General features: G+C 60.0%; 13 protein-coding genes and 1 tRNA gene. 3 read left to right on the forward strand and 11 right to left on the reverse strand.

Features of this window, described 5'->3' with window-relative positions; translation table 11 throughout:
* Positions 1–397 precede the first annotated feature (397 nt).
* On the forward strand, positions 398–1285 hold the full coding sequence (locus tag IPM89_14540) for an IS982 family transposase (GenBank protein QQS54032.1): 888 nt from the start codon (positions 398–400) through the stop codon (positions 1283–1285).
* A 380-nt stretch (positions 1286–1665) separates the two neighbouring features.
* Here IPM89_14540 and IPM89_14545 read toward each other — a convergent pair whose 3' ends face one another.
* From IPM89_14545 to IPM89_14580, 8 genes are all read right to left on the reverse strand, one after another.
* Positions 1666–4287 carry a bifunctional DNA primase/polymerase gene (locus IPM89_14545; GenBank protein ID QQS54033.1) on the reverse strand — a complete coding sequence of 874 codons (2622 nt, stop codon included), beginning with the start codon at positions 4285–4287 and terminating at the stop codon, positions 1666–1668.
* Between the two features lie 196 nt (positions 4288–4483).
* Positions 4484–4630, reverse strand: a complete 147-nt coding sequence (locus tag IPM89_14550; GenBank protein ID QQS54034.1) for a hypothetical protein — start codon at positions 4628–4630, stop codon at positions 4484–4486.
* A gap of 130 nt (positions 4631–4760) precedes the next feature.
* Positions 4761–5504, reverse strand: a complete 744-nt coding sequence (locus IPM89_14555; GenBank protein ID QQS54035.1) for a hypothetical protein — start codon at positions 5502–5504, stop codon at positions 4761–4763.
* Positions 5505–5891: 387 nt separating this feature from the next.
* A tRNA-Ser gene (locus IPM89_14560) sits at positions 5892–5979 on the reverse strand.
* Between the two features lie 55 nt (positions 5980–6034).
* On the reverse strand, positions 6035–8113 hold the full coding sequence (mdoH, locus tag IPM89_14565) for a glucans biosynthesis glucosyltransferase MdoH (GenBank protein ID QQS54036.1): 2079 nt from the start codon (positions 8111–8113) through the stop codon (positions 6035–6037).
* Positions 8110–8631, reverse strand: coding sequence for a hypothetical protein (locus tag IPM89_14570; GenBank protein ID QQS54037.1), 522 nt, complete (start codon positions 8629–8631; stop codon positions 8110–8112). The genes mdoH and IPM89_14570 overlap by 4 nt, the downstream gene beginning before the upstream one ends.
* On the reverse strand, positions 8613–10166 hold the full coding sequence (locus IPM89_14575; GenBank protein QQS55947.1) for a glucan biosynthesis protein: 1554 nt from the start codon (positions 10164–10166) through the stop codon (positions 8613–8615). Before IPM89_14575 ends, IPM89_14570 begins: the two co-directional genes overlap by 19 nt.
* A 218-nt stretch (positions 10167–10384) precedes the next feature.
* Positions 10385–13624 (reverse strand): methylmalonyl-CoA mutase family protein, encoded by a 3240-nt coding sequence (locus IPM89_14580; GenBank protein QQS55948.1) that lies wholly within the window; start codon positions 13622–13624, stop codon positions 10385–10387.
* Positions 13625–13919: 295 nt separating this feature from the next.
* On the opposite strand from IPM89_14580, the gene IPM89_14585 reads away from it, so the two are divergent.
* The gene (locus tag IPM89_14585) at positions 13920–14936 is read left to right on the forward strand and encodes an AraC family transcriptional regulator (protein ID QQS55949.1); all 1017 of its coding nucleotides are present in this window, start codon (positions 13920–13922) and stop codon (positions 14934–14936) included.
* A gap of 28 nt (positions 14937–14964) precedes the next feature.
* Positions 14965–15741, forward strand: coding sequence for a cobalamin-binding protein (locus IPM89_14590; protein QQS54038.1), 777 nt, complete (start codon positions 14965–14967; stop codon positions 15739–15741).
* 188 nt (positions 15742–15929) lie between these two features.
* Here the strand turns inward: IPM89_14590 and IPM89_14595 are convergent, their stop codons facing one another.
* The 3 genes from IPM89_14595 to IPM89_14605 all read right to left on the reverse strand — a co-directional run bounded on the left by IPM89_14595 (position 15930) and on the right by IPM89_14605 (position 19129).
* On the reverse strand, positions 15930–16985 hold the full coding sequence (locus IPM89_14595) for a ParA family protein (GenBank protein ID QQS54039.1): 1056 nt from the start codon (positions 16983–16985) through the stop codon (positions 15930–15932).
* A gap of 205 nt (positions 16986–17190) precedes the next feature.
* Positions 17191–17616, reverse strand: coding sequence for a DNA polymerase III subunit chi (locus tag IPM89_14600; GenBank protein ID QQS54040.1), 426 nt, complete (start codon positions 17614–17616; stop codon positions 17191–17193).
* Positions 17603–19129: a leucyl aminopeptidase gene (locus IPM89_14605; GenBank protein QQS54041.1), complete on the reverse strand. Its 1527-nt coding sequence runs from the start codon at positions 19127–19129 to the stop codon at positions 17603–17605. The genes IPM89_14600 and IPM89_14605 overlap by 14 nt, the downstream gene beginning before the upstream one ends.
* Positions 19130–19159 lie beyond the last annotated feature (30 nt).

Raw genomic sequence — 19159 nt, forward strand, 5'->3', positions numbered from 1 at the left:
GCCTCGCGGGTTGGTATTTTGCCACCCCCCCCCCCCGGTCTGGAGGCCCCGGCACCTCCGGTCTGGAGGTCCCGGCACCCTCGGTCTGGAGGTCCCGGCACCCTCGGTCTGGAGGTCCCTGGAGGTTTGCCTCAGACTCGCCTCGATATTTTTCCTTATAAATCAACGCTGCCTACGACTTGGGCCATTTGCCTTCGTTCTGCCTACGATTAAATCATAGTTTTTCCCTTATAAATCAACGGTGCCTACGATGCCTACGTTTCGGAGGGGGTACGCACATCACTCACAGACGCGATGTTCGACTTTTTCGAGGAGAGATGAGGGCAGACCGATGCGGCATGACGGTGCGAGCTAAGCTGAGAGGAACCAACCACCTCAACCGCACGGAGAGACCGCCATGCCGCTTGAAGACTTTATCATCACGGTGTTTTGCTGGGTAGAAGAACACCTGGAAGCCCTGCTGGGGGATCATCGCTTGCGCCAGCGTGGTTTTGCCCCGAAGTTGGCGGACAGCGAAGTGATCACCATGGAGGTGGTGGGTGAGTTTCTGGGTTTGGATACCGATGTGGGCATCTGGAAGTATTTCCGTCGTCATTGGCCGTCGTGGTTTCCAAGACTCGGATCGCGAACCACGTTTGCCCAGCAAGCGGCCAATCTCTGGGTCGTCAAACAGCGGCTGCATCGGCATCTGCTGATCGACTTGGGGGCGGTGACGGACCCTATTCACCTCGTCGATGGCTGCCCCATGCCGGTGTGTATGCTGACCCGTGCCCCGCAATGCCGATGTTTTCCCGAGGCGGCCGGCTTCGGCTATTGCGCGGCAAAAAAGCAGTATTATTATGGACTTCATGGTCACTTGATGATCACATTCGATGGCGTGATCACGGCGTGGACGGTGACCCCCGCCGCCGGTGATGAACGCGAAGCGCTTTGGGATTTGACGGACGGCGTTCACGGCTTGGTCATTGGCGACAAGGGATACCTGAGCGCCTGTCTTCAGGCGGAACTGGCAACCACGGGGATCGATTTGCAAACCCCCTTGCGGGCGAACATGGCCGATTCCCGTGCGCCTTGGATCATCCAACAACTGACGAGAACCCGCCGCCTCGTGGAAACCGTCATCGGTCAACTGACCGAGCAGTTTCATTTTGAGAAAATCCGGGCGCGGGATGTTTGGCACTTGACGAGTCGGATCGCCCGAAAAATCTTGGCGCACACCTTGGGTATTTTCATGAACCGGCAAATCGGTCGGTCAGACCTGCAGTTTGAGAGCCTGATCGCCTGAAAAGTCGAACATCGCGTCTCACAGAATATTATTTAAGTTCGTGGTGCGCCATGTCCTAGATGCTACTGTAGCTTTATAGGTACACAGCTAAATTATATTTTTTCCCCCAATTCCTCATAGGGTAAAAGTCGTAGGCATCGTAGGCACCGTTGATTTATAAGGAAAAATGTCGTAGGCAGAACGTAGGCAAACGTAGGCAAATTGGCTCAAGTCGTAGGCAACGCCCCCTACTGCCTGGTATCTGCATCGGATCGATCAGATCCCACTCCCTGCGGGGTCGTTTGCTCCCACAGGGGCGCCTCGAAAGTCGTAGGCAACGCTAAGGAAGATCAACGAAAAAAGGGCCACCCGAAGGCAGCCCTTTTTGGTTGGGACGAATGTCAGTGCTTGAAGACCATCCTTGCCGCCAGCGTAGCCTGGAAATAGGCGTCGATGTCGTTCTCGGACGCTTCCGCCCAACGCTCGTGATTCCTCACACAGTAGATTATGTGTTTTTGCTTCGATCCGTCTCCCTGAGTCAGGCGCTTCTGCCCCTTGAGTCTCACCAACCCTGCCACATCCAGAGCTTTGGTTGCCCGGTGCTGCGAAACTCCCGACCCGATTTTGATCCCTTGGGCGAACTGGACAAATTGTTTGGTGTGGCGGTATGCCTCTCCAAAAGTCATGAGTTCGATGTGTGGATTCCCCTCAAGCAGTTTTTCGAAGCCCTCGATCACCGCTGACTCCAAGGCGGGGCGGGTGTTGTCGATCATTTCGTCGCGGGCCTTGGTGTGTGGCGCGGGCGCGTAAGGGTTAAATGACGTCAGATCCCTATTCCGCAACAGGTACAACAGCGCGGCAGGGCCTTCGTCAGCCGCATCCAGCAGCGTCCCGAACAACTGGTTGTAATACCCCTCCGATTTCGGTTGTTCGTAGTTGATCGCCACAGCGTACCGGCGTTCTTGGGTGTCGATCCGCAGCGCATCCTCGTGGTTACTGTAGAAGATCCAGTTCCCAACATTTTTTACTGTGATCGAGGCCCGGTTTTTCCGGTTGAGTGGTATCCGCTGATTGGTGATGTACCCCTTCAGGCTGTCCATCAGCCCGTACTGGTTCTCGAAGACTTTTACCTCCTCGACCATCAGCAATTGCTTGAAGCCCAGGCCGTCCTGGAAAGAACTGGTCAGATCGTGGTTCGAGAGGACCCCCACGTTCTTCTCCCCCAGCAGTCGGGTCATGACGTCGCCAATGAAGGACTTACCGGTCCCTCGCGCCGCGCTGATAAGAACGGGGGCGCTGTTGATCCGCTGCCCTGGTTTCTGAATCAAGGTAGCCATCCAATTCAGCAGGTACTCGACGAAGATCGGGTCTCCCCCACTGATGTAATAGAGGTGATCCAGGAATAGTGCTTCCCGCGCTGCGCCATAGCGGGGTTCCGGGAGGCCCGGGGCGTTGTAGACGTTAATCAATGGCGCGACGACCCCGTCGGTGGACTCCGCCTCGATAATGCGGATTTCTCCTGGTTCATAAACATCGTGGCGCACGAACAGGCTCCCATCGAGTCCCGCGAAGTCCATTTCCGGGTCCCGCCCCTCCCACAGCCCTGGGCAAGCTTGCTCGGCAAGCATTCGGAAGACTTTCGGTGAGAAACACACCCCCGTCTCCAGGCAGGTATAAATATTGTCCTTGGTCTGATAAACGAAACGCCGCAGGAACGCCGTCCGGGCATCTTCCCCCTGTCCGAGAACTGTCTGCCGGTGCGCCTGCGCCTCCTGCACTACCACAGCGTCGAAATCTCGTCTGCCGAGCCCGGTCAGGGGTTGCAGCCGCTCGCGCGCCTCGATGTAAGCCGCTCGCCGGTGATCCTTTAAGCCTGCAAGCGCGAGAGCCCCATGCCGGAGCATCTCCCGGGCCGCCACTTTACGAGCCTCCGCGCTGTCCACGGCTTCCACCCGGGCGATCGCCTGCGATACCGCTTCCTGAGCATGTTCCAGCTCTGCTTCGCACCAGGTCCCGCCACCCGCCCAACCGGCCTCCCAGGCCCAATAGAAGATGCTCCCCAGCCGAACCACCTCGCCCTCCATCTCCCGCTGGAAACTCTCCCATTTCGCCTCGCAGGCCGCCTCATCGTACTTTTCGCTGCCACGCGACCAGCAGTCCCAAACCTCCAATGGGAGGCCCGCCAGTTTCAGTGCCATGCCGACCTGTAGCCACCGATCGTAATCGTCGGCATCGAGGTGGGTCAGGGCTTCGGTCACCCGGGCAATGGTGGCGGCATCAGCCGTCTCATCAGGCGCACTGGGCGGCCTGGGGCTGGAACGAGGTTCCAGTATGGCCGCCATCCACTCCGGCAGGGGGGCAATGGGCTTCTCGTTTACCCAGGTGTATTGCCCGCCACTGATGTGGCTGGATGGAGCGACATGTACGCAGCCGCCATCGGTCTTGACGTCGATATGATCCCCGAGTTTGTTGTTGCCCCCCCGCAGCTTACGGGGGGATCTGAAGTAGTAGTGGACACCGCCGCCCCCGGATTGGGCCTGCAAGGTATCCCAGCCGTCCGGGTGTTCGGATTGCAATTGGGCCAAGGTCTCCCGGCCCCGCTTGCCGGACCCGGTATCGACATCGACCACCACGAGCGACTGACCCGCGCCCGACACAGACCCCGTGGCGATCGCGATATTGGCGTCGGCCCAATCTCCTGACCACCAACCCCGAATTCGCTTCGGATCATGAGTGGCGTCCTTGAAACCGTGGCGGGCTAAAGCCGAAATCGGATGCTTCCCTGGGCTGTTGCAATCTGGATTTCCGCAGGCGCACTGGCCGTTGCGGATCGGGTAGTAAGGCACTACGGCCCAACCGAACTGGCTGGCGTAGCGCAAGGCGTCCTCCAGGGGGGATTGAGCGACGACGCGCGCGGCGGCAGGCGAAATAACTTCTTGATTTATTGCAGTGTTTTCCATAAAATAATCCTTGCCTAGTACCTTCGTGCCGAAGACGCCGTCCATTTCGCTAGGCGTCTGCACAAGCCCCACCTCTGGCCGGGTGGGGCATTTTTTTGCGTCCTGCAAACGTCCGTGTCCTGATCCGCTGCGTGAGTTTTTGAATTTGGAAGGTCGGAAGGTCGGAAGGTCGGAAGGTCGGAAGGTCGGAAGGTCGGAAGGTCGGAAGGTCGGAAGGTCGGAAGGTCGGAAGGTCGGAAGGTCGGAAGGTCGGAAGGTCTCAGCTCAATACGGGAGACCCCGCCTGGAATCGCTCAAGCTCAGCCCGCACCTCGTTGAGCGCCCACTTCTGCAGTACCGTCAGCGGCCAACGCTCCGCCGCCGCGCGCCCTCGCATGTAGTCGAGCCCACGCAAGGCTCGCGACATGGCCTCGGGCGATCCCGAGGCGCCGGCAATCCTTAGCCAATCGACAGCGCCCGCGCTGAACTCACACGGCAACCAGCGGGCCACGCGCTGAACGCGCTGTGCGAGAACCTCGAATCGGCGTTTGCGCAGCTCAACGTGGGGCGTCGTCATTGTCGCACTCCGGCTTAGCATAGATTTTCGCTTTCGCCAAAATCTTCTCCAGGAACCAGGCGTTTTTTGGCACCTCCATCGGCGGGTGTGCCACGCTATCCGGCACAGGGTAGAGGAACCGCTTTCCCGCCCTGATGACCAGCATCCGGATCGTCGGCAACGCCTCGGTGCTTTGCTGGTACAGCACAAAATCACCGGTTTTCAGGTCGTTGCGCAGTGGGTCGATAATCAGGACTTCTCCGTCCCGAAATTCGGGTTCGGCAGCCCGGCCCAAAACCCGAACCCCGAAGGCGTATTCGCTCACAGCCCCCGGCGGCACGATGCGCTCCGCGTCTTCCGGGTCCGACGGGCCATTGACCTGCGCCACCAGCGCGGTCAGTTCCTCGGCGGTCGGCTCGCGGCCCAGCAGCTCTTCGTCCACGATTGGGTCGTTCATGGCCCGCAAACTGAGCATGTCGCGGATCGGGATCGAGGGGTCCTCCTTGGGGAAGGTCAGCTCCGCGTCACCAAGAAGGTTCTCGACGGTCGTATTCAAAAATGCCGCTAGCCGAAACATTTGCTCCGGCGACGGCTTCAGCCGACCCCCTAAATAGTGCTCCGTGGTTACCAACGCTCGGTCGAACACTTTTGGGAGATCTTTCTTCGTGACACCGCGCCGCGACATGATCTGGCTCGCGCGTTTTGCCCAACTGGGCGCATCGGGGTTGATTCGAAATGCCTGCATGAAATTGCTCCTATATAGATTTTTTCATTATATTTAAAATCTATTATAGAGTCAACGACTTTATTGTAAAGTTTTTGTAGACGCTGGCGCTGGTTCGTTGGAGGGGCGCAATGACGCGCGCCGCCAAGCGGGCGTGGGGATGGGGAGGGCAGTCTGGCAGGTCGGGGTCAGGGAGCAATTTGGCACACTGGATCGTGCCCAAACGCCCTGGAGCCGGGTGGTAAATCGAGCGCGTTCAGTCTCGGCGATCTATACTTTGGAGGCATCGAGCGTGGTGCAAATTTGGCACAATCCGTGGGCCAAACGCGCTTATTGCTGGGCAGTGCGGGCGACCCCGCGCTTGCCGCCCACGAGCCGGGGAGAATGCAGCGCGGCTGGATTGCAACTTGGCGGAGAGGGAGGGATTCGAACCCTCGGACCCTCGCGGGTCAACGGTTTTCAAGACCGCCGCAATCGACCACTCTGCCACCTCTCCGGGTGATCGGGATTGTAACCGCGCGTCTCCAAGCCCGCCAGTGCCCAAGACTCCGCTACGGCAACATCCCGGCGTTGGCCGGCGGCCGGCTCCAAAACAGCGCGTGCAACCAGAGCAGGGTGTCCGGGTCCGAAATCAGCTCACGCTTCTGCCCCGCGCTCAGACTGTCGGGACCTTCTTCCTCCAGTTGATGAATCAAGCCTTCCAGATAATGCCGGCGGCGCTTGCCAGGCGGCTCGCTCTCCGGCAATAGCGACAAGTGCAGCGCATTGACGTAGGGATCGGTCAGTGCCTGGACGAAACGGCTGGTCGGCTGATCCCACAACACCGGCAGCACCGGATCGGTCTCCCGCAGATTCTCATCCAGGTAGCGCAGCACCGGCGGTGGATCGGTTTCCTCCGGCGTCAGGAACAGGCCCAGCTCGCGCGACTTGCGGCCCAGGGCAATGCTGCTGGATAGCATCGAAACCGGAATCGACAGCAGCAAACCCAGCAGTACCGGCGTGAACCACCAGAAAAACGCCGGCATGTATTGATAACTCAGCACACCGGCGATAACGCCGGTCAGGGTATGCCCGCCGTGCGCCAGCGCTGCTTCCTTGAAGCTGGTCATGTGATCGCCGCGTTGCTGTGTCGGCCAGCCGACGGCGCGGCGCAGCAGGATCGCCAACACGAACTTGGTCTGGAACAGCATCAGCACCGGCGCCGTCAGCACCGAAAACACCGTCTCCAGCACCACGCTCAGAGTTGCCGCAAACATCCCACCGTAGCTACGACGCAGCTGATCGTCCTTCAGCAGCAGCAGCAACGCCAGCAGCTTGGGCAGGAACAGCATGACCAGCGTCACCAGCAGCACGGTGGTCATTTCCACCGCGAACGACACCGGCCATACCGGTATCCAGTTCTCGCCGAAAAAATAGATCGTCTCCTGCTGGGTCTGGATGAACGCCTCCACGCCGGTGGCGAGCAGGAACAGCAGCCACAGCGGCGAGGCCAGATAAGACATGACGCCCATCGAGAAATGCAGTCGGCTCAAGCTGTTGAAACCGTGGGCCAGCGCCAGCCGCAGATGTTGCAGGTTGCCCTGGCACCAGCGGCGGTCGCGTTTGGCGTAGTCGATCAGGGTTGGCGGAATTTCCTCGTAGCTGCCTTCCAGATCGTAGGCCAGCCACACCTCCCAGCCGGCCCGCCGCAACAGCGCCGCCTCGACGAAGTCGTGGCTGAGGATCGCGCCACCGAACGGCTCCCGGCCCGGCAGCTTCGGCAAACCGCAGTGTTCCAGGAACGGCTGTACCCGGATAATGGCGTTGTGGCCCCAGTAGTTGCTCTCGCCGAGCTGCCAATAGTTCAGTCCGGCGGTGAACATCCGTCCGTAGATGCTGCCGGCGAACTGCAGGATGCGGGCAAACAGCGACTCGCGGTTGACCGGCACCGGTGGCGTTTGGATCAGCGCCACTTTCGGATGGCACTCCATCAGCCGCACCATGTCCGTCAGCGTGGACCCTTTCATGATGCTGTCGGCGTCCAGCACGATCATGTAGCGGTATCCGCCGCCCCAGCGGGTGCAGAAATCCTCCAGGTTGCCGCTCTTGCGGTCGGTGTTCTCCGGCCGGTTGCGGTAGAAAATCCGTCCCTTGCCGTCCAGCGCTCGCACCATGTCCTGCCAGCGCAGCTCCTCCTCGACCCATACGTCGGGATCGCGGGTATCACTGAGGATGAAGAAATCGAAGCCCGCCAACTGGCCGGTTTCCGCCAGCGCCTGATGGATGGCGCGCAGGCCGGCGAATACCCGCTCCGAATCCTCGTTGTAGATCGGCATCAGGATCGCGGTGCGCGGCGGCGGCGCGGTGGGGTCGGGCGGCGCGGCTGGCGGCTGGCGGGAAATCGCCCAGCGGTCGCGACCGAACAGGATCGTGAAAAAACCCATGAGCGCCGTCCAGAACGATACGCAGATCCAGCCGATCAGAATCGTGTACAGCAGTAGCAGCAGCAGTTCCATCGGGCTGAAACCGTTGCTTTGGAACACGCTGACCAGTAGTCCCAGGGCGATCAGCGTGGTCAGGCTCGTCAGCAGCAAGAATACTGATCGCCGGAGGGCATACCCCTTCGCCGGCGGTCGAACGGATGAGGTCATGAAGGCGTCTTTTCGGAAGGAGAGGAAAGGCCCCGCCGCCAGCGACGCAGTGGGTCCAGCAGCGAGAACAGTTCGATCCGTTGGACCGGCATGGCGCCGGGAGCGGGCGCCGGAACGGGCTCGGCCACCGCCGCGCGCAAGGCATCGGTTACGTCCCGCGCGGCGTCGGGTGGCGCGAACAACACCGCCGGCCAATCCGGCACCGCGCCGCTTAGCAGCGCCGCCCGTGCCGCCGCCAGTGCCCGTGGTTGCCGGGGCAGGTCGAGCGTCCGCGCCAGCCAATCGTCCAGCAGCTCCCGTGCCGCCACCAACGCTCCCGTCAGCGGATCCGGGGATTCGAGCCGATCGGGCAGACCGCGGCGCAGCGCCTGTTCGCTCAGCGCCGCGATCTGATCGGGGTCGCTCACCCCCAGCGCCCGCCAGTAGGCACCCAAGCGGCCGAGCAACACCCCATCATGGAACGGCGCCACCGGCGGCGCCAGATACAACATCGCCGCGTTCATTTGGGCGCGGTCCACTGGTAGCTCCAGGTTTCGGTCAATACGTCGTCGCCGAGCTTCAGAAAGCAGCGCAGTTCAGCCGAGTCGTTTCCCTGCGGCAGCAGTTCGAAGGACACGCGCCAACCCTGGGTGTAGGCATTTTTCTGGGCCACGACGTTCTGAATCTGGCCGGCGGACGCGTTGACCATCGCCTTTACCGGAGTCTCTTCCGGCAATTTGCTCAGGGCCTCGCCGCCGAAATCGATCACGAAGCGCCGCCGCGAGGCATCCAGATCGCCGGCGCCGCCGGCGCCCACCCGGCTGGTCAATACATGACCACCCGGAGAAAGGCTCGGCAGGTCGAGGGAGAAATACAGGCGGTAGTTAAACTCCAGTTGCTGGCCGACCTCGACCGGTTTTTTCGGATTCCAGAACACGGCGATGTTGTCGTAGCGTTCGGCGGTGCTGGGGATTTCGATCAAGTGCACCGAACCCTTGCCCCACTCGCCCTCGGGTTCGATCCAGACGCTCGGCCGGGTGTGGTAATGCGCCTCCAGATCCTGGTAGTCGTCGAAATCGCGGTCGCGCTGCAACAAACCGAAGCCGCGCGGGTTGTTATCCTGGAAGGCGCTGATACGCAGCCGGGTCGGATTGTTGAGCGGCCGCCAAATCCATTCGCCGTCGCCGGTGGCCATCAGCAAACCGTCGGAATCGTGCACCTGTGGGCGGAAATCGTCGAAGAACCGCTCGTTCAAGGCGCCGTGGTAAAACATGCTGGTCAGCGGCGCCACGCCGAGTTTCCGCACGCCTTCGCGGATAAAGAGATTGGCCTTGACATCGATCTGGGTATTGACGCCCGGCTTGATGACGAAGCGGTAGGCGCCGGTCAGACTCTGGCTGTCCAACAGTGCGTACACGGTTAATTCGGTGGCGTCCTTGTCGGGTTTCTCCAGCCAAAACTCGCGAAAATAGGGAAATTCCTCGGGTTTGGTCAGGCCGGTGTCGATGGCCAGGCCACGCGCCGAGAGACCGTAATTCTGATTCTGGCCGACGGCGCGAAAGTAGCTGGCGCCCAGAAACACCGCGACCTCGTCGTAATGGCTGTCGGTATGCAGCGGATACAACACCTTGAAGCCGGCGAACCCCAAATCCTTGGGCAGTTCCTCCGGCACCTCGTTCTTGCCATAATCGAACAGATTGTTGGCATATTCCAAAGGCCGGCTCTCGCCCTCATCGACTACATTGATGGCCACCCGCTGGAAAAACAGGAAGCCCAGCGGCGCGAATTGGATCTCGAACGGCAGCGATTGGTCGCGCCACAGGCTCTTCTCCGCCCGGAAGCGGATGTCACGGTACTGGTCGTAATCCAGATGCTTGAGAAAATCGGGCAGCGTGTTGCTCTGTTCTTGAAAGGCTTGGGTCGCCAGCATTTCGGCGCGGCGGCGAACATCGGCGAAATTGAAACGTTTGGGAGGTGGCGTCGTGGCCTGGGTGGACTCGGGCACGTTGGGCGCGCCGAAACTCGCCATCGGGTAAAACCAGACGCCGGTCAGCAGAACCAGACTCAGCAGCATGCGAAAGTTCACGGTGTTACGGCTCCCTGGGCGTGTAATCCAATGAGGTTTTAAAGTCGTTTCCAAGCGTCGTATTGTATGGTTATTGAATCGTTCCGACCATGCCTTGACACCAGTGCCATTGAAGGTGAAGAAAGATTTTCCATCATTGGGGCTGTCCCAGCCGGTGAGGTTCCCCGTTTATCGGCGGTCCCGACCGGCTGGTTTTGCGTTTGGCTTTACATATTCCGCCGGTACTGTCCGCCGACCTCAAACAGGGCGTTGGTAATCTGCCCGAGCGAGCAGCAGCGCACCGCGTCCACCAGCACCGCGAACAGGTTCTCGTTGGCGATGGCCGCCTGTTTCAGCCGCGCCAGCATCCGCTCGCCCTCCGGGTGATTTCGCGCCTGGAATTCCCGCAGCCGCCGCAACTGGCTCTGTTTTTCCTCCTCGGTGGAACGGGCCAGTTCGATCTTGATTTGATCACCCTTGGCGTTGGGGTTGCGGAAAGTGTTGACGCCGACGATGGGCAACGAGCCATCGTGCTTGAGGGTTTCGTAATATAGCGATTCCTCCTGAATCTTGCCGCGCTGATAGCCGGTTTCCATCGCCCCCAATACTCCGCCGCGCTCGCTGATCCGCTCGAACTCCCGCAACACCGCTTCTTCCACCAGGTCGGTCAATTCCTCGATGATGAACGCACCCTGATTGGGGTTCTCGTTCTTCGCCAAACCCCACTCCTTATTGATGATCAACTGTACGGCCATGGCTCGCCGCACCGATTCCTCGGTCGGGGTAGTGATCGCCTCGTCGTAGGCGTTGGTGTGCAGGGAATTGCAGTTGTCGTAAATGGCGATCAAGGCCTGCAAGGTGGTGCGAATGTCGTTGAAATCCATTTCCTGGGCGTGCAGCGAACGGCCCGAGGTCTGAATGTGGTATTTCAGTTTCTGGCTGCGCTCGTTGGCGCCGTACTTGTCGCGCATGGCCGCGGCCCAAATCCGCCGCGCCACCCGACCCATCACCGCGTATTCCGGGTCCATGCCGTTGCTGAAGAAGAACGACAGATTCGGGGCGAAGTCATCAATGTGCATCCCGCGCGCCAGATAGGATTCGACGTAGCTAAAACCATTGGCCAGGGTAAAGGCCAGTTGTGAAATCGGATTGGCGCCGGCTTCGGCGATGTGATAGCCGGAAATCGAGACCGAGTAGAAATTCCTGATGCCGTGATGGACAAAATATTCCTGAATGTCGCCCATCATCTTCAACGCGAACTCGGTGGAGAAGATACAGGTGTTTTGACCCTGATCTTCCTTGAGAATATCGGCCTGCACCGTGCCCCGAACGTTAGCCAACACCCATTCCCTGATTTTCTCGATCTCGTTGTCGGTTGGCGGCCGGTGATTGTCGCGTTCGAACTTCTCGATCTGCTGATCGAAAGCCGTGTTGAAAAACATCGCCAGAATCATCGGCGCGGGACCGTTGATGGTCATCGATACTGAAGTGGTCGGGCAGCACAGATCGAAGCCCGAATACAACACCTTGAGATCGTCCAGGGTGGCGATGGAGACGCCGGAATTGCCGACCTTGCCGTAGATGTCCGGCCGTTCGTCCGGGTCGCAACCGTACAGCGTCACCGAATCGAAGGCGGTGGACAGCCGGGTGGCCTCGGCGTGCTCGGACAGTTTTTTGAAACGGCGATTGGTGCGGAACGGGTCGCCTTCGCCGGCGAACATCCGGGTCGGGTCCTCGTTTTCGCGCTTGAAGGCGAACACCCCGGCGGTATAGGGGAAGCTGCCGGGCAGATTCTCCCGCATCATCCAGCGCAGCAGCTCACCATGCTCCTCCAGGCGCGGAATCGCCACCTTGGGAATGCGGGTGCCGGACAGCGAGCGATGGGTCAACGGCGTGCGGATCTCCTTATCGCGAATCTTCACCACATACTCGTCACCCAGGTAACTTTCCCGCACCCGCGGCCACATGTCCACCAGCTTGCGGGCGTGCGGGTCCACCCGCGCTTCGACCTGCTCCAGCAATGGGTCCAGATCGGCGCTGGATTTACCCGTCGTTTCCAGCAACACCTTGACCGCGCGCAACTGCTGGCGCTGGCGGATCAATCCAACCTGCTCCTCCACCTGTCGGTGATAGCCGCGCACGGTGTCGGCGATTTCCGCCAGATAGCGGGCGCGGGCCGCCGGCACGATCACGGTTTGAGCACTGGATGCCTTGTTCACCACCGGCGGCAAGCGGCCCGGCAGCAGTTCCAGCCCCTTGTCGCGCAGCAGCCCCACCACGCCGTGATAGAGCGCGCTCACGCCGTCGTCATTGAAACGGGCGGCGATGGTGCCGTAAACCGGCATGTCGTCCGGCGATTGGCCGAACGCCTTATGGTTGCGCTGCACCTGCTTGCGCACGTCGCGCAGCGCGTCCTCGGCGCCCTTGCGGTCGAACTTGTTGATCGCCACCGCGTCGGCGAAATCGAGCATGTCGATCTTTTCCAGTTGCGAAGCAGCGCCGAATTCCGGGGTCATCACATACAGCGAGCGATCCACCAGCGGCACGATGGCGGCGTCGCCCTGGCCGATGCCGGAGGTTTCGACGATCAGCAGGTCGAAACCGGCCAGCTTGCAGGCGGCGAGAATATCGCCCAAGGTTTCGGGGACTTCGCTGCCGGCGGCGCGAGTCGCCAGCGAACGCATGTAGAGATTGGGACCGGTCACGGCGTTCATGCGGATGCGGTCACCCAACAGCGCCCCGCCGGTCTTGCGGCGCGAGGGGTCGGCGGCGATCACCGCGATTTTCAGCCGGTCGTCCTGATCCAGCCGGAAGCGCCGCACCAGTTCGTCGGTCAGCGAGGACTTGCCGGAACCACCGGTGCCGGTGATGCCGAGCACCGGCACGATGCGCGCCTGAGCCTGATCGAGCACTTGTTGGCGCAGCGCCGGGGCGAGCGCCTGATTTTCCAGCGCGCTGATTAATCGGGCCAGCGCCCGCCAGTCACCGGCCTGGACCTCATCGAGGGTCTGGGGTGCGTACTGGGCGGGATCGATATCGCAGACCGTGATCATGTGGTCGATCATGCCCTGCAGGCCCATGGCCTGGCCGTCCTCCGGCGAGAAAATGCGGGCGACGCCGTACTCGTGCAGATCGTGGATCTCCTCGGGCACGATGACGCCACCGCCGCCGCCAAAGACCTTGATATTGGCGCCGCCACGCTCCCGCAGCAGGTCGATCATGTACTTGAAAAATTCGACGTGGCCGCCCTGATAGGAACTGATGGCGATACCCTGGGCGTCTTCCTGCAAGGCGGCGGTCACGATGTCCTCCACCGAGCGGTTGTGGCCCAGATGGATGACTTCCGCGCCGCTGGCCTGCAGGATGCGGCGCATGATGTTGATCGAGGCGTCGTGGCCGTCGAACAGGCTGGCGGCGGTAACGAAGCGAACCTTGTGCCGGGGCCGAACTTGATCGACACCGGGCATGGGGGGTCTGAACGAGCTGATGACCGCGGACATAGATAAGGATTCTCCTTAAAAGTAATGCGCTTTATGCGCTGAATAATACGCCTTTACAGCGGTTCCTGCGGCGAGAAGCCGCGCCACACCGAGGGACTCGCCGGCCGCTGCGGGCCGGTGGGCACGGCATGATCGCATCGGAACCCACCGCTTTCGATGAGTGCAATGGTAAATAGAATTGGAAGGCGGGATTTGCCAATATGGTTGCAATTCATGCCACTTTGAATGGTATTGTGATTTGACGCAAAACGAGTAGCCGGTGATGACTGAGGTTGCGATAACGCCCGTGGCGTTCGTTCAAGCCATTGTGGCGGCCTATCGGCGCTACGGCAAAGACCCGGGTGATGCGCTGCGGCGGGCACGGATTGCGCCAGAATTCCTGTCGGACCCGCGAAACCGCGTCACTGGCTCGCAAATGCAAACCCTGTTCGGCATTGCCATCCAGGAATTGGACGACGAGGCGCTGGGATGGTTTTCGCGCCGACTGCCGTGGGGTAGTTATGGGATGTTATGTCGGGCTGCCCTCGGATCGCCAACCCTGGAAGTTGCCCTGAAAAGATGGTGTCGCTATCACGGCTTGTTGACGGATGACATCGTACTGAAATTCACCGTAACCCGATCGGCGGCGTCCATCGCGATTCAGGTCAATCGGGATTTGGGCGAAATGGAGGAGTTCTGCTTCGCCACGCTCTTTCGGTATGTTCTCGGTTATGCCTGTTGGGCGGTGAATTCGCGGATACCTTTGCTGGAAGCCTGTTTCCCTGTCGATGCCTTGGGGCATATCGAGGTCTATCGGATGCTCTTTCCCGGTCCACTGCATTTCCGTTCCGAGTCCGCCAGGATCAGTTTCGATCCTCAATACGCGGCGCTGTCGATTCGCCGGGATGACCGAGCCTTGAACAAGATGCTCCAGCACGCGGTTCCTCTCACGATATTTCCCTATCGGCGGGACCGGCTACTGGTGCAGCGGGTGCGCGAACTTTTGAGAATGCAACCCGATAGCCCGCATACTGGCGAGTCGCTGGCCATGGAACTCCATGTTTCGCCCAGGACCTTGCATCGGCAGTTGCAAGAAGAAGGCACCTCGTTGCAGGCCCTGAAGAATGAAATTCGGCGGGACCGGGCCGTTGAGTTGCTGAACAGAACGTCCAGACCCATCAAGCAAATCGCGCTGGGAGTGGGATTTCTCAACGAAAAGAGCTTTTCCCGCGCATTCAAGCAATGGACGGGCGCGACGCCGGAATCCATCAGAGAAAAGGGCCGACATTTTGCTTCCTGAGTTGATCGATGCCATTGGCGTTCGGCACATGCCCGTCACCGCGCCCGCCCGCATCGTCTCGCTGGTGCCCAGCATTACCGAACTGCTATTCGCGCTGGGGCTGGAAGATCAAATCGTGGGCCGTACTCATTACTGTATCCATCCCCAACCCGCCGTTGCGACCATTCCCCGTGTCGGCGGCACCAAGAAAGTCAAATATGCCCGGCTCCAAGCGTTGCGCCCCACTCACGTCATCGTCAATATTGACGAAAACCCGCGCGAGCTGGCGGAACGGCTGATGGCCGATGGTTTACAAGTGATCGTGACCCATCCGCTGACCCTGGAAGACAACGTATCGCTGTATCGATTGATCGGCGGCATTTTCAATCGTGTGGCGGAAGCGGAGGCACTGGCGGCGCGGTTCGAGCGGACTTTGATGGAACTGCGTCAAGTCGCCTGGCCCCGGCGACAGGTGTTGTATTTGATTTGGCGCAAGCCGTGGATGGGCATCAATCGGGATACCTACATCGCCCGAATGTTAGCGCTGGTCGGCTGGGAAACGCTGCCGGCGGAATGCGAGGCGCGCTACCCGGAGCTGGAAATAAACCGGGCGCTACTGGACGCCGCCGATTTGATCCTGTTCAGCAGTGAGCCGTACCATTTTTTGCCGGAGGATTTGGAAAGCTTCGCCCGAGATTACGATTGTCCGCCCGAGAAGTTGCGGCTGATCGACGGGGAAATGACTTCGTGGTACGGCAGCCGGGCGATTCAGGGATTGCGTTATATGGGGCAATTGGCCCGCGGTGATCTTATTTTTTGCAATTAAACCCATGTGATTCCTTTCGTTAGCCTAACAGAGCATCAGCCTGCGCGTAAGGTACGAAAGCCAGAAGACTTGAGTACCTCCAAGCAGGGCGACGAAGTCGCCGCGTAGCGGTGACGCTCCAGCGAGGAGTTCGACGGCACGAAGCGCCAAGAATACGATGTTCGGCTGGAAGCGATTGTTGGGCTGTGTTACTCAATCGCCGCCACAAGTTGTTGGATATTTGGCTGTTGATTGTTTAACTGTGACTGGTTGACCGTCACACTGCGTCCAGCCACAGTGTACTGCCCCGCCGTTAGGCGGACAATGGGAATTCCTAGAGAACTGGATATTACGGAAGCTGTGTTCGCATCAACAATTTCAAACTGGAACATAGCGTTGAAACCACTGCGATTGCGAGGACTTCCAGACCCCGTTGGGTGAATGTAGAAGACGTTAGGGTTTCTCTGCCAAGTGGACCAAATCTCATCGCCGATTTCATGGACAACGGTGCGAAATGCTTGAGCAGATCGAATGTACTGCGTCAGTCGATTGCCGACGTAGCAGTAAATTTTAGGAATTGGAAGCCTGAACTGCTGGGAGTTTATGTAAAATTGCGACTGCTGGGCACCCGGAGTGCGCATCACTCCGTACAATAGGGCCAAAACCGCCCGGACCGCTCTTTTCGAAGAGCCGTCCGCTGAGAACGGGATAATGAGGCTATCGGATGCTGAAAGTGCGAGTTCGGTGTAAATCGAAAAACTCGGATTGCAATCGATAAATACCGTTGTGTTTTCTTGATCCCATATTCTTTGAATATCGTCCATAAGATCGCGAATCCAAGTGTGCACAACCCGCCAAGCGTCGGTGGGGCCGGGGAAGGTAGCCCCAAGTACTCTTGATGCCTGAATTTCTAGCTGCTCATCTCCCGGCACGAGATACAAATTGCCAGGAGCATAATGGTTGTGATCGGCAACCCTTATAACGTAGGTTGCTCCACTGTGCGGGTCAACGTATGGACTCCGTATCCGATCTTCAATGTATCCAGCAACTGTTTTTCTTGGTGTTTGCCCACTGAGCGTATCAAGCGCCAGATCTCCACCTACCATGCCACCAAGCAGCATTCCAGATGAGTTGGCCTGTGGGCACAGATCCACGACCAAAATTCTCCTAGCCGAGTGAGTGCGAGCGTACTCGCTTGCTATTTGAAAGGTTAGGTAGCTTTTGCCAACACCACCCTTGTTATTCCAGATCGCATATACAGCCACGTTTTATGCCTCGGCTATCTGATTTGAACGCTTAACAGCCTAGCGTGGCTGCTGACATTAATGTTACAAAAATTATTGGACACCCCGCTCAAAGTTTCCGTATAACTTCCCAACGGTTGAGTTATACGGCAGCACACTAACCCGAACCCGGATAGCCTGTTGAATAAAGCACAGGCCATTCCGTGTAAACCCTGCGATTTCGCTGCTACAACTTATGCGTCTCCGGCGGACAACCCCGCTCCCGGTACTGCCGGAACCGTTCGCGCGATTGCGCCAGCACCTCGGGATGCTGGTCCACCAGTTCCACCACCCGCTCGTAGCGCTCGAAACCTTCGGGCAAGGCATCGGCTAGGTTGATCAGCACCTGCGCCTCCACCGTCGCCGGCGTGACCGTGCCGACCAGCACCGGCGAGCCTTCCTCCCCCACCAGCGGATAGCGCTCGTGCGGAATGAAGCTATCCTGCCGGAAAGTCCACAACAGATCGTCCAGCGCCGCCGCCCGCGCCTCGGAGGTAGTGAACAGGTAGACGGTATGACCGAGGCTATACGCCTTGTCCGCCAACCGGCAGGCCAGCAGTGCCCGGCCAGTCTCCTTTTGGTCGGGCAACACGTAAAAATCAATGCGCGGCACGCCCATCCTCCCGCTGCGCCTCGGCGGCCCGGTCCAGCAAATACTGGGTCAACAGCGGCACCGGTCGCCCGGTCGCGCCCTTGGCCTTGCCGGTCTTCCAGGTGGTACCGGCAACATCCAGATGCGCCCAGTGGTATTTCTTGGCAAAACGGGACAGGAAGCAGGCCGCTATGATCGCGCCACCATCCCGGCTGCCGGAGATGTTGGCCATATCGGCGAAATTACTGTCCAGCCCCTCCTGATAATCCTCCCACAACGGCAGCTCCCACACCCGGTCGGCGGCGGCATGGCCGGCGGCGGTGAGCGCGTGCGCCAGCGGCGGATGGTTGCTGAACAGGCCATGCGGATGGCGACCCAACGCGATAATGCAGGCCCCGGTCAAAGTAGCGATATCGATCACCGCCACCGGCTCGTCACGCTCGGCGTAAGTCATGGCGTCACACAGGATCAACCGGCCTTCGGCGTCGGTATTGAGAATTTCGATCGTTTGGCCGGACAGGCTGGTGACGATGTCGCCCGGTCGAGTGGCCTGCCCGCCCGGCATGTTTTCCACCGCCGGAATCAGACCGGTCACGTTGAGCGGCAGCTTCAGTTCGGCGCAGGCGCGCAGGGTTCCCAGCACGCTGGCCGCGCCGCACATGTCGTACTTCATTTCGTCCATGCTCTCGCCCGGTTTGAGCGAGATACCGCCGGTATCGAAGGTCACGCCCTTGCCGACCAGCACGTAGGGCTTGTGCGCCGCCGGCCCCTGCCGGTAGTCCAGACGAATCAGCTTGGCCGGCTGGGCACTACCGCGCGTCACCGCCAGCAACGCGCCCATGCCCAGCCGTTCCATGTCGGCCTCTTCCAGCACCTCGACCTGGAGAGCCGGGAATTCCCGCGCCAGCGCCACAGCCTGCTCGGCCAGATAAGTCGGCGTGCACAGATTAGCCGGCAAATTGCCCAGATCCTTGGCCAACTTGACCCCGGCGCCGATCGCGATCCCCTCACTCACCGCCTGTTCGCCACCCGATAGTTCCCGCCGGCCGGGTACGCTGAGTATAATCTTGCGCAAGGATCGGCGCGGAGCGTCCTTTTTGCTTTTGAGGAGGTCGAACCGGTATTGCGACCCCTCGACCACCTCAACCATCTGGCGGATTTTCCAGTTGAGATCGCGGCCCTTGACCGCAAGGTCGGTCAAATACACCACCGCCTCGGTGGCACCGGTGTCGTTCAGAGCCGTGGCGACATGGCTCATAATCTGCTGGAAGCGGCGGTCGTCCAGATCGCGCTCCCGGCCGCAGCCGACCAGCAGCACTCGCTCGCACAGTGCCTCGGGCACGTTGAACAGCAGCAGCGATTGGCCCGGCTTGCCTTCCAGGTCGCCACGGCGCAGCAGGTTGCCGAGATAGCCGCCGCAGGCGGTGTCGAACTGCTCGGCCGAAACGCTCAGTCGCCGGGATTCGTAAACGCCCAGTACCAGGCAGGCGGTGCGCTGTTTTTCTGGATTGCCGCTCTTGACCGTAAATTCCATCGGCGGACTTCCTCCGAGTTTGAAGGGGTG

Source organism: Candidatus Competibacteraceae bacterium (assembly GCA_016699715.1).
Taxonomy (GTDB): Bacteria; Pseudomonadota; Gammaproteobacteria; order Competibacterales; family Competibacteraceae; genus Competibacter.

Excerpts from the sequence above, each read along its gene's own strand:
- IPM89_14575 (QQS55947.1), bottom strand. The coding sequence starts at position 10,166 with ATGCTGCTGAGTCTGGTTCTGCTGACCGGCGTCTGGTTTTACCCGATG.
- IPM89_14555 (QQS54035.1), bottom strand. The coding sequence starts at position 5,504 with ATGCAGGCATTTCGAATCAACCCCGATGCGCCCAGTTGGGCAAAACGC.
- mdoH (QQS54036.1), bottom strand. The coding sequence starts at position 8,113 with ATGACCTCATCCGTTCGACCGCCGGCGAAGGGGTATGCCCTCCGGCGA.
- IPM89_14585 (QQS55949.1), top strand. The coding sequence starts at position 13,920 with ATGACTGAGGTTGCGATAACGCCCGTGGCGTTCGTTCAAGCCATTGTG.
- IPM89_14540 (QQS54032.1), top strand. The coding sequence starts at position 398 with ATGCCGCTTGAAGACTTTATCATCACGGTGTTTTGCTGGGTAGAAGAA.
- IPM89_14590 (QQS54038.1), top strand. The coding sequence starts at position 14,965 with ATGCCCGTCACCGCGCCCGCCCGCATCGTCTCGCTGGTGCCCAGCATT.
- IPM89_14580 (QQS55948.1), bottom strand. The coding sequence starts at position 13,624 with ATGCCCGGTGTCGATCAAGTTCGGCCCCGGCACAAGGTTCGCTTCGTT.
- IPM89_14605 (QQS54041.1), bottom strand. The coding sequence starts at position 19,129 with ATGGAATTTACGGTCAAGAGCGGCAATCCAGAAAAACAGCGCACCGCC.
- IPM89_14550 (QQS54034.1), bottom strand. The coding sequence starts at position 4,630 with ATGTCGCGAGCCTTGCGTGGGCTCGACTACATGCGAGGGCGCGCGGCG.